We start from the raw sequence: 13,798 nt of genomic DNA on the forward strand, positions 1-13,798 counted from the left end.
GTCGATGGCGGCACACCGTCGGCCTTGCCGGCCCGATCCGGCGCCGCGTCAACCCTGTCCCCTCCGGCGCCGCCGGTGCGGCGTGACGGGCGCGCGAGCCAATTCATATATGCAAGGAGACAATATGACTTCGTATGCGTCGTTTCACGCCCGCTCGATCACCCCCGATACCCGGGCGGCGTTCTGGGAGGAGCAGGCCCGGCTGATCGATTGGGAGACGCCTTTCACGCAGGTCCTCGACTACGACAACCCGCCGTTTGCCCGCTGGTTCGTCGGCGGTCGAACGAATCTGTGCCACAACGCCGTCGATCGCCACCTGCCGTCGCGCGGGACACAAAATGCGCTGATCTGGGTGTCGACGGAGACCGAGCAGGAGCGTGTCTACACGTACGACGAACTGTCGGCGGAAGTCAATCGCATGGCGGCATCGTTGCAATCGCTGGGCGTGGCGCGTGGCGAGCGCGTGCTGATCTACATGCCGATGATCCCCGAGGCGCTGTTCGCCATGCTGGCATGCACGCGACTGGGCGCGATCCACTCGGTCGTGTTCGGTGGCTTTGCGTCCGTCAATCTGGCGGCCCGCATCGACGACGCGCAACCGAAAGTCATTGTCTCGGCCGATGCCGGGTCGCGCAACGGCAAGGTGGTCCCGTACAAACCATTGCTCGACGAAGGCGTCACGCTGGCGCAGCACAAGCCGTCGAGCGTATTGCTGATCGACCGGGGGCTGGCGCCCATGACACGCGTGGAAGGCCGCGACGTCGACTACGCGCCGCTGCGCGAGCAACATCTCGACGCCCTCATTCCGTGCGAGTGGCTTGAGTCGAGCGAGCCGTCGTATGTGCTCTATACCTCGGGTACGACGGGCAAGCCGAAGGGCGTGCAACGCGACACCGGCGGCTATGCGGTCGCGTTGGCGTCGTCGATGCAGCACATTTTCTGCGCGAAGCCGGGCGACACGATGTTCTGCGCATCGGACATCGGCTGGGTGGTCGGACATAGCTACATCGTGTACGCGCCATTGCTCGCGGGCATTGCAACGGTGATGTACGAGGGCACGCCGATTCGTCCCGATGGCGGAATCTGGTGGCGCATTGTCGAGAAGTACAAGGTGACGCAGCTCTTCACGGCGCCGACGGCGATTCGTGTGCTCAAGAAGCAGGACCCGGCCTATCTGACGCAGTATGACCTGTCGTCGCTGCGGCTGATCTTCCTCGCAGGTGAGCCGCTCGACGAGCCGACAGCGCGCTGGCTGACGGACGGTGTCGGCAAGCCGGTCGTCGACAACTACTGGCAAACGGAGACCGGCTGGCCGATTCTCGGCATGGCGCGTGGCGTCGAGGTTCTGCCGGGCAAGCTTGGCTCGCCGGGCAAGCCGGTGTACGGCTACGACGTGAAGCTCGTTGACGAGATTACGGGGGAGGACTGTGGCCCGAACCAGAAGGGCGTGCTGGCGATCGAGGGGCCGCTGCCGCCGGGGTGCATGAGCACGGTGTGGGGTGACGATGCCCGTTTCGTCAAGACCTACTGGCAGACAGTGCCGGGCCGCATGCTGTATTCCAGCTTCGACTGGGGCGTGCGCGACGACGACGGGTACTACTTCATTCTCGGGCGCACCGACGACGTCATCAACGTTGCCGGTCACCGGCTCGGCTCGCGAGAGATCGAGGAGAGCATTGCCAGCCACCCGGCGGTCGCGGAGGTCGCGGTCATCGGTGCGCAGGACTCGCTCAAGGGCCAAGTCGCGATGGCGTTTGCGGTCCTGCGTCAACCGGAACTGGCAGCCACCCCCGAGGCGCGGCTGGCGCTGGAGGGCGATGTCATGAAGACGGTGGACAAGCAGTTGGGCGCGGTGGCGCGTCCGGCGCGGGTGTTCTTCGTCACCATGCTGCCCAAGACACGTTCCGGCAAGCTGTTGCGACGCGCGATTCAGGCGATCTGCGAGGGGCGGGAAACAGGAGACCTGATCACGCTCGAAGATCCGGCGGCGCTGGAACAGGTGCGCGATGCCGTGAAGGGCGTGTAGCCGGTCGGGGGCTTCCAGAGGGGAGCCTTCCGTAACGGCGATGGGAAGTGGAGACTGCGGCGCATTCGATTTTTCGGACTGCGCCGCAGTGCATTTTGGCGGCCGATAAGGTTAGATATCGGGAATCGACGTCGCATTACGACATGTCGTCCGCCATCGCCGGTATGATTTCGCGAAATGCCTGCGGGATCGGCGGCTCTCTCATCCACGGCAGACGCGTGCGCCCATGACCGTTCATTGTTTATCGACACATGACTTCACCCAATCCGGCCGCGTGGCGGCAGAAAGCGATGCTCCTCGTGGTGTCCATCGGCTTTTTCATGCAGACGCTGGACTCGACGATCGTGAATACGGCGTTGCCGGCCATGGCGCGCGATCTCGGTCAATCGCCGTTACATATGCAGGCAGTGGTCATCGCGTATGCGTTGACCATGGCCGTCACGATTCCGTTGTCGGGATGGCTGGCGGATCGGTTGGGCACGCGCGTGGTTTTCTCCAGCGCGCTCACGATCTTCTCCATCGGCTCGGCAATGTGCGCCTATTCCAGCACCCTCGATGCGCTCGTGTGGTGGCGTGTGGTGCAGGGGTTTGGTGGCGCGATGTTGCTGCCGGTGGGACGGTTGGCGGTGTTGCGCACCTTCCCGCGTGAGCAGTATTTGCAGGCGCTCGCGTTCGTTGCGGTGCCGGGTATGATCGGTCCCCTGATCGGTCCGACGCTGGGTGGGTGGCTGGTCAAGGTGGCGTCGTGGCACTGGGTGTTTCTGATCAACGTGCCCGTTGGGGTAATCGGTTGCGTGGCAGCGCATTTCTTCCTGATCAACGCGCGCGCGCCGCACCAGACGTCGTTCGATATCAAGGGATATCTGCTGCTCTCTGTCGGCATGGTGGCGACCTCGCTCGCGCTCGACCGGCATGCCGATATGGCTGGCGCGCATGCCCTCATGCTGGTGTTGCTGGTGGTGGGGTTTGCCGGTTTTGTCGCCTATGGGCTATACGCGAACCGTGCGCCACAACCTTTATTCTCGCTCGCGATGTTCCGCGTGCATACCTTCAGCGTAGGGTTGCTGGGGAATCTCTTCGCGCGAATCGGTATTGCGGCGGTACCTTACCTCGTTCCGCTGTTGCTACAAGTGAGCCTTGGCTATACCGCGTTCGAAGCGGGTTTGCTGATGCTACCGATCACGATCACGGGAATCTTCGCCAAAAGCCTGGCGACACATCTGGTCACGCGTTATGGCTACCGGCCCGTGCTGGTGTGGAACACGATTCTTGCCGGGGGCGTGATGGCGAGTTTCGCTGTCGTAACCCCGCACTATCCAGTGCCGCTGCTGATCCTCCAGTTGGGCATTCTGGGCGGCATTAACTCGATACAGTTCACGGCAATGAATACGTTGACGTTAAAGGACCTGAATCCGGACGACGCGAGCGGCGGCAATAGCCTGTTCTCGCTCGTGCAGATGCTGGCCATGAGCTTCGGTCTGACCGTGGGCGGTGCGTTGCTGGTGACGTTCACGGGAGCGTTTGGCGAGAGTGCGGGCGTTGGAGCGCTTCCTGCGTTCCGGGCGACGTTTGCCTGCGTTGGCCTGATCACGTGTTGTTCTGCGTGGATCTTTGCCCAACTGACCGACCGTGAACAGAGGGCTACCGATGACGGCGACGCGCAGGCACAAGCCGTGGCAGCGACACCCCCGCCTCCGGCAAATTAGGGCGTTGGGCGCGCCGATTCGAGCCAGCGCGCCGTGAAGCGCTGCGATGCACCTTGAATGAGAGGTGAGAGGCGGTGGGGATGACAGCGATGACGGCTGTGGTGCTTATGCAAGTCATCCGCTTCATCCCCGCGAAGCAAATGGTCTGTCGAGAATTTCGGGTGCGCGAATGGCGTCGATTAGCAGGCCGAGGAAGGCTTCGACGGGAGCGGGCAGGGTGCGGCCGGCCATCGTCTGCACTTGCAGCGAGCGTTGGTGCAGCGCCGGGTTCCGGATGGGAATGGCAACGAGCCCTTCAGGGGCCAGTCGGCTGCGCACCGTGAGCAAACCGGTGAGCGTGACGGCATTGCCCGAGCGCACGAAGCTGTGTAGCGCGGCGTGATAGTTGCTCACGAACACCGGTTCGAAAAGCAGACCTTCGAGCGTGCAGCAAAGATCAAACATCTGCCGGATGGTCACGCCGGCGTTCGAAAGCGCCAGCGGGTAGGGCAGCAGGTCGGCGAGTGCAATGTCGCGTCGTTTGGCGAGCGGGTGCCGCCTGGCCATCAGGGCATAGATCGGTGCCGGCTGCGTGTGTACGACCTGCACTCCTTTTTCCGGCGCGACGCTGAAGCACACGGCGATATCCGCCTCGCCATCGCGCACGCGCACAGTGGCATCGAACGGAGATACGACGTCGAGCAGGAAGTGCGCGCCCGGATAGGTTTCGCGAAAGCGTGCAAACACCTGCGGCAGGAAGTCCCGCGCGACCCCCTCGGCGCTGGCGACGCGAATCGTTGCGCGCCCAACTTCCGTGAGTCCCCGGATTTCCGACGTGACACGCTCTGCGTCGAGCAGTACGCGACGCGCATGATCTGCGAGCAACTCGCCCGCTTCACTTAGCACCATGCCGCGCGGCCGGCGTTCGAAGAGCGGTGTGCCGAGGTCTTCTTCGAGCTTCGCGATCTGACGGCTCAGCGCCGAGACCGCTACATGCAGGCGCTCTGAGGCGCGACTCAGCGAGCCGGTGCGAGCAACTTCGAGAAAGTAACGCAGCGCGTGAGTTTGCATGGGAAGCGGTCGAGTGACAGGGGCGGAATGGGACGGTCGAGCAGGGCGTTTCCCCGGCTTTTTGCTTTGCCAAAACGGCAAAGAAACATTCGAAATATTATCATTGTTGTCAAAAATACCCGCTCCTAGAATGGCCTGAACGGTTGTGCCGCAGCGTGCCACCGGCACGCGTCGCAGTGATGCGCGAGACAAGGCTGCCGTGCCCTCACAAGCCATCTGGAGACAAGCAGTGACACGTAGCGCAGCGATTTCCCAAGCCACCGCCCAATACGATTCGGGCGCGTTTCTCGATACCCTCAACCGTCGCGTTGCCTACAAGACCGAGAGTCAGGAGGCAGACAGCGGCGACGTGCTGCACGCTTATCTCACCGAGGAGATGATCCCGGCGCTCGCGGCGCTCGGCTTTACGTCGCGCGTCGTGCCTAATCCGGTGCCGGGCGGCGGGCCGTTCCTGATTGCTCAACGTCACGAGAGCGACGACGTGCCTACAGTCCTCACTTACGGCCACGGCGACGTGGTGCGTGGCTACGACGCACAGTGGCGTGACGGGCTCAAGCCATGGGAGATCGTGGTGGAGGGCGACCGCTGGTACGGACGCGGCACCGCCGACAACAAAGGTCAGCACACGATCAATCTGGCGGCGCTGGCGGAGGTCCTGGCCTTGCGCGGCGGCAAGCTCGGATACAACGTGAAGATGATTGTGGAGATGGGCGAAGAAATGGGCTCGCCGGGCTTGCACGCGATTTGCGAGCAATTGCGCGACGAGTTGCGAGCCGACGTGCTGATAGCCTCCGACGGTCCACGCCTGGCGGCGGAGCGTCCCACGGTGTTCCTCGGCTCGCGGGGGCTGGTCAATTTCAAGCTCAGCCTGAATCTGCGCGACGGCGGCCATCACTCGGGAAATTGGGGCGGCCTGTTGCGCAATCCGGGGGTTGTGCTGGCGAACGCGATTGCGTCGATGGTCGACGGCAACGGGAAGATTCTGGTGGAGGGCCTGCGTCCGCCCGAGTTGCCAGCGTCGGTGCGTCGTGCGCTTGCCGGGCTGGAGGTCGGGGGCGGGCCGGACGATCCCGAGGTCGATGCCGACTATGGTGAGCCGGGCCTGACACCGACAGAACGCGTGATCGGTTGGAACAACATCGAGGTGCTGGCGTTCAAGACGGGCAATCCCGAGAAGCCTGTCAATGCGATTCCCCCGTATGCCTACGCGCACATGCAGATCCGCTTCGTAGTCGGCACCGACTGGGAGCGGCTGGCCGAGATCGTGCGCGCGCATCTGGACGCGCACGGTTTCCCGATGGTCGAAGTCGAGGTTGAGCGGGGTGTGATGGCGACGCGTCTCGATCCGGAAGACCCATGGGTGCTGTGGGCGTTGACGTCGATACGCGAGACGACAGGTAAGCCGCCGGTGCTGCTGCCGAATCTTGGCGGTACGTTGCCGAACGATGTATTCGCGGACGTTCTTGGTCTGCCCACGCTATGGGTACCGCACTCGTACCCGGCCTGTTCGCAGCACGCGCCAGACGAGCATTTACTCGGATCGGTCGCACGTGAGGCGTTGCAGATCATGGCGGGGCTGTTTTGGGATCTGGGGGATGTCGAGCTCAAAGAGGGGAAGCCGCGATGAACAGCACCGCTGCCGCCGCTGGGGCGGATCATACGAACGGCGCGTCGAGCGCCGGCAAGGAGGGCGCGCGTACGGATGTGCCCGTCTACAAGCTGATTGTCGCAACGTCGATCGGGAACGCGCTTGAATGGTATGACCTGATCGTCTACGGCTATTTCGCGGTGACGATCTCGAAGCTGTTTTTCCCCGCACACGACGAGACCGTGTCGCTGTTGATGGCGTTGGGAACGTTTGCGCTGTCGTATCTGGCGCGTCCTCTGGGGGCTTTCGTGCTGGGGGCGTACGCGGATCGTCACGGACGTCGTGCGTCGCTGATGTTATCGATCGCCATGATGACGGTAGGCACCGGGCTTATCGCGTTTATGCCGACGTATGCGGTGATCGGGGTGTGGGCGCCGATCGGCATCTTCCTGTCGCGACTGATGCAGGGATTCTCGGCGGGGGGCGAGTTTGGCAGTTCGACGGCGTTCCTTGTGGAGCACGTACCTCACCGGCCGGGCTTCATGTCGAGCTGGCAGTTCGCGAGTCAGGGGGCGAGCACGCTGTTGGCGTCGGCATTCGGAGCGGTACTCACGGGCGTACTGACGCAACCGCAACTCGAGTCGTGGGGATGGCGTATTCCGTTCCTGTTCGGAATGCTGGTGGGGCCTATCGGGCTTTACATCCGGAAGTATGTTGACGAGACGCCTGCATTCGAGCGCGACATCGCGCGAAAGAGCGCGGTGCGGGCGGAAGAGGGCAGTGCGGGAAAATCGCCGGTGTGGGAGGTGTTGACGACGCAGAAATCGCGTTTGCTGGTGTCCATCGGTGCGCTGGTGCTCACGACGACGGCGAACTACATGATTCTGTATATGCCGACGTATGCGACAAAACAACTCGGCTTGCCGCCGTCACAGGGCTTCATTGCAACGCTGGTGACGGGCTTCGTCATCATGACGCTGACGCCGTTCGTCGGGCATTGGTCGGATAAGGTAGGACGTATTCGCATCATGCTGGTGGCGGGGGTGTTGTTCCTGTGTACGGTGTATCCGGCGTTCGCGTTCATGAACGCGCATGCATCGCTGGCGACGATGATGGTCGTGATGCTGTGGGTCGGCACGTTGAAGGCGGTGTACTTCGCACCGATCCCAGCACTGATGTCGTCATTGTTCCCGACGCGTACGCGCGCAACGGGGATGGCAGTGGGTTACAACCTTGGCACGACGATCTTCGGCGGTTTTACCCCGTTGGCGGTGGCATGGCTGATTGCGGCGTCGGGCAACAAGCTGGCGCCGGGGCTGTATCTGATGGTGGGCGCGGTGATCAGTCTGACGACACTGCTGATTGCGCGGGCGCGGATGGGGGCACGCTGAGGGGGATCGGCTGGGCGAAGGCCCGAGGGGAGGCGCTCGTCGGTGTCGCGTGTGAAGGTGTCGCGCGTGGCTGGCGTGGCGCGTCCCTTTGATGGCAAGGGTGTGCGGGGGCCTTGGTGACGTTGCCGCGACGTAGTGTCGTTGGGCATGCAGGCGGGGCGCTGAGTTCTTGCAGGAAGTGATCTCGAACGAGCGCCAGTGAGTCGATATTCATGCGCGGATAGTCTTGTTGCAGCATGGCTGCGACTTGTCGGGCGACGTCCGCGAGAATCGCACCTCAGAGAGCTTCTTCCGAGATCTGCTTCGCTTCCTGATACCTCCCAATGGTCATTGAGCAGTACATCGTCTGATCTGCGGTCCAGACGCGGAGTATGTCTATCGCGTCGTCGTCGAGCACGACTGAATCGGGATTGGACATTCATACATCGCATTCCTCTCTTAAGTCAGGCCAGCGCTCGAATCGAAACGCAGATGACAAGACGGCGGCGATTCTGTCGAATAGACGGCGTAGCGCATTCCGGATTTGGACGCGACACTCGGGTTTCCGGGAACCTTGAACCTTGAACCCGACACTCGGGGGTACGACGACGCTCGAAGGCAGTCGGCAATAGCCCCCCGCTAAGTACTTTCCCTCCCCCTCCGAAGTCGGGATTTGCCGACCTTGCCGTCGGAAATTTTTTCCTCTAGTATTTTAGGCATAAACTATTTACGATTTAACAAAGATCGGCAAGCGCGACGCGATCTGTGAATCCGGAGGTTGGAGATGAATATCGTCTGTATCGGCGGCGGTCCCGCGGGCCTGTATTTCGGGTTGTTGATGAAGCTGCGCGAACCTTCCCACCGTGTTGTGGTGGTCGAGCGCAACCGGCCCTACGACACGTTCGGCTGGGGTGTGGTGTTCTCCGACGCCACCATGGACAACCTCCAGCAAGCCGACCCCGTGAGCGCTGCGCAGATCAACGACGCCTTCAACCATTGGGACGACATCGATATCCACTTCGAAGGCCGCACGATCACCTCCGGCGGTCACGGATTCATCGGCATCGGCCGCAAGAAGCTGCTCAATATTCTGCAAGCGCGCTGCGAAGCGCTCGGTGTCGAACTGGTTTTCGAGACGGACGTCTCCGACGATCAGGAAATCGCTCGCCGCTATCAGGCTGATCTGGTGATCGCGTCCGACGGCCTGAACAGCCGTATCCGTACCCGTTACGCCGACACCTACCGCCCGGATATCGACACGCGCCGGAATCGCTTCGTCTGGCTCGGCACGCATCAACGTTTCGACGCCTTCACGTTCGCCTTCGAGAAGACGGAACACGGCTGGTTTCAGGCGCACGCCTATCAGTTCGACGCCGACACGTCGACGTTCATCGTGGAGACGCCCGAGGAAGTCTGGCGCGCCCACGGCATTGACGAGATGAGCCAGGAAGAGGGCGTGAAATTCTGCGAAGACCTCTTTGCGAAGTACCTCGGCGGCCATGAACTTATGAGCAACGCCAAGCATCTTCGCGGCTCGGCCATCTGGATTCGCTTCCCGCGCGTGATTTGCGAACACTGGGTCCACTGGAGCGATGTCGACGGCAAGCGTGTTCCTGTCGTACTCATGGGCGACGCCGCACACACCGCACACTTCTCCATCGGGTCCGGCACCAAGCTCGCGCTGGAAGACGCCATCTCGCTCGCCGACGGCCTCGGCACTCAGGGCGTGGACGCCCTGCCGGGCGTGCTGGCCGATTACGAAGCCGCCCGCAGCGTCGAAGTGCTCAAGATCCAGAACGCCGCGCGCAATTCGACCGAGTGGTTCGAGACCGTCGAACGCTACGCGCGCTTCTCGCCGGAGCAATTCGCCTATTCGCTGCTCACGCGCTCGCAGCGTATTTCCCACGAGAACCTGCGAGTGCGCGACGCCGGCTACGTCGAAGGCTACGAAGACTGGCTCGCCGAGCACGCGGGAGTGAAACGCGCTCAGGGCCAGCAAGCGATTCCCCCGATGTTCACGCCGTTCCGCGCACGCGACCTCACACTCAAGAATCGCATCGTGATGTCGCCGATGGCCATGTATTCGGCGGTCGACGGCGTACCGGGCGACTTCCACCTCGTGCACCTCGGTAGCCGCGCGTTGGGCGGTGCGGGCATGATCGTGGCCGAAATGACCTGCGTGTCGCCCGACGCCCGTATCACGCCGGGATGCCCCGGCCTGTGGAACGATACACAACGCGACGCGTGGAAGCGCATCGTCGACTTCGTGCACGCGGGCAGCGATGCGAAGATCGCCATGCAGATCGGCCACGCCGGTCGCAAGGGGTCGACGCGCCTCGCATGGGACGGTATCGATCAACCTCTCACCGAAGGCAATTGGCCGCTGATCTCGGCCTCGCCGCTGCCCTATATCGAAGACGTATCGCAAACGCCGCGCGAAATGACGCGCGCCGATATGGACCGCGTCAAGGACGACTTCGTACAAGCGGCCCGTCGTGCCGCCGAAGCCGGCTTCGACTGGCTCGAGCTGCACTGCGCGCACGGGTATCTGCTCTCGAGCTTCATCTCGCCGCTCACGAACCAGCGCACCGACGAATACGGCGGCTCGCTGGAGAATCGCCTGCGCTATCCACTGGAAGTCTTCCATGCCGTGCGTGACGTCTGGCCGTCGGCCAAGCCGATGTCGGTCCGTATTTCGGCGCACGACTGGGTCGAGGGCGGTATTACGCCGGACGACGCGGTCGCCATCGCCCGCGCTTTCAAGAACGCAGGCGCCGATCTCATCGACTGCTCGTCGGGGCAGGTCAGCAAGGCCGAAAAGCCGGTGTATGGCCGCATGTTCCAGACACCGTTCGCCGATCGTGTGCGCAACGAGGCAGGTATTCCGACGATTGCCGTCGGTGCGATTTTCGAAGCGGATCATGTGAACAGCATCATCGCATCGGGCCGCGCCGATCTGTGCGCGCTGGCGCGTCCGCATCTGGCCGATCCGTTCTGGACACTGCACGAAGCCGCCAAGATTGGTTACAAGGATTTACCGTGGCCGGCGCAGTACTATGCGGGCAAACGGCAGTACGAGACCAATCTGGAGCGTGCTGCCGCCTACGCTCAACAGATCGGTAAATAAGGACAGTAGATGACGTCAACCACAACTTCGACGGGTGCCGCTCCGGTGTCGTCGGCATCGCTCAAGGGCATGCACGCGTTGGTGACCGGCGGTGCGCGCGGGATTGGCGAGGCCGTTGCACGGGCCTTGCTGGCACAGGGCGCCCGGGTCACGCTGCTCGGGCGTAGCGAGACCTCGCTGGCCGATGGCGCGAAGGCACTGGCCGGGCATGGCGAAGTCGCGTGGGTCAGCGCCGACATTTCGAACGCGGCAGCGGTCGAGGCGGCTTTTGCGCGCGCGGCCGAGCGTTTCGGCCCGGTGCAGGTGCTTGTGAATAACGCGGGACAGGCCGTCAGCGCTCCGTTTGGCAAGACGGACGGGGCGCTGTGGCAACAGATGATCGACGTCAACCTGACCGGTACGTTTCACTGCATTTCCGCTGCGCTGCCTGCCATGCTGGCGGCGGGGTGGGGACGCATCGTGAACGTGGCGAGCACCGCCGGGCTGATTGGCTACCCGTATGTTACGGCGTATTGCGCGGCCAAGCATGGCGTGATCGGGCTCACGCGTGCGCTGGCGCTCGAAGTGGCGAAGAAGGGCGTGACGGTCAACGCAGTCTGCCCGGGCTATACGGAAACGGACATCGTGCGCGACGCCGTGGCGAACATCGTCGCCAAAACGGGACGCAGCGAAGACGAAGCACGCGCTGAACTGGCAAAGCGCAATCCGCAAGGGCGTCTGGTGCAACCGCAAGAGGTTGCCGACGCCGTGCTGTGGCTCTGCCAGCCGGGCGCGGGCGCAGTCACAGGACAGTCGATCGCGGTCGCTGGCGGTGAAGTCACCGTCGGCTGAGCGCGAATGCAAAACCCATCCAAGGAGATCGGCCAATGAGTGACGTGAAACTGACGATGGCGCATCACAAGCGCCCGTTCGCGACCTATGAAGCCAAGCACTTTCTGTGGTCGGTGTCGAACGACGCGCAAGGGCGTCCGAGCATCGGCACGATCACGCTGAACCGTCCCGACAAGAAGAATCCGCTGACGTTCGACTCGTATGCCGAACTGCGCGATCTCTTCCGCGGTCTGGTCTACGCGACGGATATCAAGACGGTGGTGGTGACTGGCGCCGGCGGCAACTTTTGCTCGGGCGGCGACGTCCACGAAATCATCGGCCCGCTCACGCAGATGAGTATGCCGGAGTTGCTCGATTTCACTCGCATGACGGGCGATCTGGTCAAGGCGATGCGCGTTTGTCCGCAGCCGATCGTCAGCGCCATCGACGGCATTTGCGCCGGTGCAGGCGCGATGGTGGCGCTCGCGTCGGATATGCGTCTGGGCACGCCGCAGACCAAGACGGCGTTTTTGTTCGTGCGCGTGGGGCTGGCCGGCGCCGATATGGGCGCTTGCACGCTGCTGCCGCGCATGATCGGGCAGGGCCGCGCGTCGGAGCTGCTTTACACCGGCCGGGTGATGACGGCGGAGGAAGGTCTGCAATGGGGCTTCTTCAACGCGTTGCACGACGGTGGCGCGGTGCTCGGCGCAGCACAGACGCTGGCCGATCAGATTGCCTGCGGCCCGACGTTCGCGCACGGCGTGACGAAGAAGTTGCTGCATCAGGAGTGGAACATGGGCGTGGACGAAGCCATCGAGGCGGAAGCCGAGGCGCAAGCGATCTGCATGCAGACGAAGGATTTCCGTCGCGCTTACGACGCCTTTGTTGCGAAGCAGAAACCGGTGTTCAAGGGCGACTGACGCGAGCGAGACGATGAGCGATATCACTCCCCACAATGCGCGCAACGCCGAGTTTCTGGCGTGGCCGTTTTTCGACGACGCGCATCGCCGCCTGGGCACGGAACTCGACGCCTGGTGTTCGCGCGAACTGAAGGTGGACCATCACGCAGACACCGATGCGACGTGTGTGGCGCTGGTGCGGCAATTGGGGCGCGCCGGCTGGTTGAAGTACTGCGTGCCCGCGAGTCATGGCGGTGCGCTGGAGACGCTGGATTCGCGCGCGTTGTGCGTGTTGCGAGAAACGCTCGCCCGCCACGACGGTCTGGCCGATTTCGCCTTTGCGATGCAAGGGCTGGGCAGCGGCGCGATTACGCTCGCGGGCAGCGACGCGCTCAAGCAGCGCTATCTGCCGCGCGTGGCCTCGGGGGAGGCGATTGCGGCGTTCGCGCTGTCGGAGCCGAACGCGGGCTCGGACGTGGCTGCGATGGCCTGCGCTGCCACGCCGGATGGCGACGATTATGTGCTTAACGGCGAGAAGACCTGGATTTCGAATGGCGGCATTGCGGACTTCTACTGTGTTTTCGTCCGGACGGGCGAGGCGCCGGGGGCTCGGGGTATCAGCGCGTTCGTCGTCGATGCGAATACGCCGGGGCTGACGATTGCGGAGCGCATCGACGTGAGCGCACCGCATCCGCTCGCTCGTCTGAAGTTCGAGAACTGCCGGGTGTCTGCCTCGCAGCGTCTTGGCGAAGCGGGGCAGGGGTTCAAGGTCGCGATGATGACGCTGGATATTTTCCGCGCGTCGGTGGCGGCGGCAGCGCTGGGGTTCGCCCGCCGTGCCCTGGACGAAGGGTTGGCGCGCGCCAAGTCTCGCGAGATGTTCGGCCAGACGCTCGCCGATTTCCAGATCACGCAGGCCGCGCTGGGCGATATGGCGACGTCGGTGGACGCGGCTGCCTTGCTGACGTATCGCGCCGCCTGGCAGCGCGATGTGCAGGGGCAGCGCACGACGCGCGAGGCAGCGATGGCGAAGATGTTTGCGACGGAGTCGGCGCAGCAGGTGATTGATCGCGCGTTGCAGATGTTCGGTGGCGCAGGCGTGGTATCGGGAGCGATCGTTGAGCGTCTGTATCGGGAGATTCGCTCGCTTCGGATCTATGAAGGGGCAACGGAAGTACAAAAGCTGATCATCGCGCGAGAACTGCTCAAGGACGGCTGAGCG

General features: G+C 63.2%; 10 protein-coding genes. 8 read left to right on the forward strand and 2 right to left on the reverse strand.

What is annotated here, in order from left to right; all coding sequences use genetic code 11:
- The first annotated feature begins 124 nt into the window (after positions 1-124).
- On the forward strand, positions 125-2,026 hold the full coding sequence (locus AT395_RS08685; RefSeq protein ID WP_048627562.1) for a propionate--CoA ligase: 1,902 nt from the start codon (positions 125-127) through the stop codon (positions 2,024-2,026).
- 251 nt (positions 2,027-2,277) lie between these two features.
- Positions 2,278-3,732, forward strand: a complete 1,455-nt coding sequence (mdtD, locus tag AT395_RS08690; protein WP_082164614.1) for a multidrug transporter subunit MdtD — start codon at positions 2,278-2,280, stop codon at positions 3,730-3,732.
- 123 nt (positions 3,733-3,855) lie between these two features.
- Here the strand turns inward: mdtD and AT395_RS08695 are convergent, their stop codons facing one another.
- Positions 3,856-4,782 (reverse strand): LysR family transcriptional regulator, encoded by a 927-nt coding sequence (locus AT395_RS08695; protein ID WP_042112134.1) that lies wholly within the window; start codon positions 4,780-4,782, stop codon positions 3,856-3,858.
- A gap of 229 nt (positions 4,783-5,011) precedes the next feature.
- On the opposite strand from AT395_RS08695, the gene AT395_RS08700 reads away from it, so the two are divergent.
- Together AT395_RS08700 and AT395_RS08705 are read left to right on the forward strand one after the other, a co-directional pair.
- Complete coding sequence (locus AT395_RS08700; RefSeq protein ID WP_058375308.1) at positions 5,012-6,409, forward strand: M20 family metallopeptidase; 1,398 nt, start codon at positions 5,012-5,014, stop codon at positions 6,407-6,409.
- A complete protein-coding gene (locus AT395_RS08705; protein ID WP_072632799.1) occupies positions 6,406-7,761 on the forward strand; it encodes an MFS transporter in 1,356 nt (451 codons plus the stop codon). The genes AT395_RS08700 and AT395_RS08705 overlap by 4 nt, the downstream gene beginning before the upstream one ends.
- A 277-nt stretch (positions 7,762-8,038) precedes the next feature.
- On the opposite strand, the gene AT395_RS26355 is transcribed toward AT395_RS08705, so the two are convergent.
- Positions 8,039-8,179 carry a DUF5076 domain-containing protein gene (locus AT395_RS26355; RefSeq protein ID WP_107338493.1) on the reverse strand — a complete coding sequence of 47 codons (141 nt, stop codon included), beginning with the start codon at positions 8,177-8,179 and terminating at the stop codon, positions 8,039-8,041.
- Positions 8,180-8,524: 345 nt separating this feature from the next.
- On the opposite strand from AT395_RS26355, the gene AT395_RS08715 reads away from it, so the two are divergent.
- From AT395_RS08715 to AT395_RS08730, 4 genes are read left to right on the forward strand one after another with little or no spacing between them, the layout of a single operon-like run.
- Positions 8,525-10,867 (forward strand): bifunctional salicylyl-CoA 5-hydroxylase/oxidoreductase, encoded by a 2,343-nt coding sequence (locus tag AT395_RS08715; RefSeq protein ID WP_042112130.1) that lies wholly within the window; start codon positions 8,525-8,527, stop codon positions 10,865-10,867.
- 9 nt (positions 10,868-10,876) lie between these two features.
- Positions 10,877-11,698: an SDR family NAD(P)-dependent oxidoreductase gene (locus tag AT395_RS08720; protein ID WP_042112128.1), complete on the forward strand. Its 822-nt coding sequence runs from the start codon at positions 10,877-10,879 to the stop codon at positions 11,696-11,698.
- Between the two features lie 35 nt (positions 11,699-11,733).
- Complete coding sequence (locus AT395_RS08725) at positions 11,734-12,597, forward strand: enoyl-CoA hydratase family protein (RefSeq protein ID WP_048627560.1); 864 nt, start codon at positions 11,734-11,736, stop codon at positions 12,595-12,597.
- Between the two features lie 13 nt (positions 12,598-12,610).
- Complete coding sequence (locus tag AT395_RS08730; RefSeq protein WP_048627559.1) at positions 12,611-13,795, forward strand: acyl-CoA dehydrogenase family protein; 1,185 nt, start codon at positions 12,611-12,613, stop codon at positions 13,793-13,795.
- Positions 13,796-13,798: the final 3 nt, after the last annotated feature.

The organism is Pandoraea apista (assembly GCF_001465595.2).
GTDB classification, from domain to species: domain Bacteria; phylum Pseudomonadota; class Gammaproteobacteria; order Burkholderiales; family Burkholderiaceae; genus Pandoraea; species Pandoraea apista.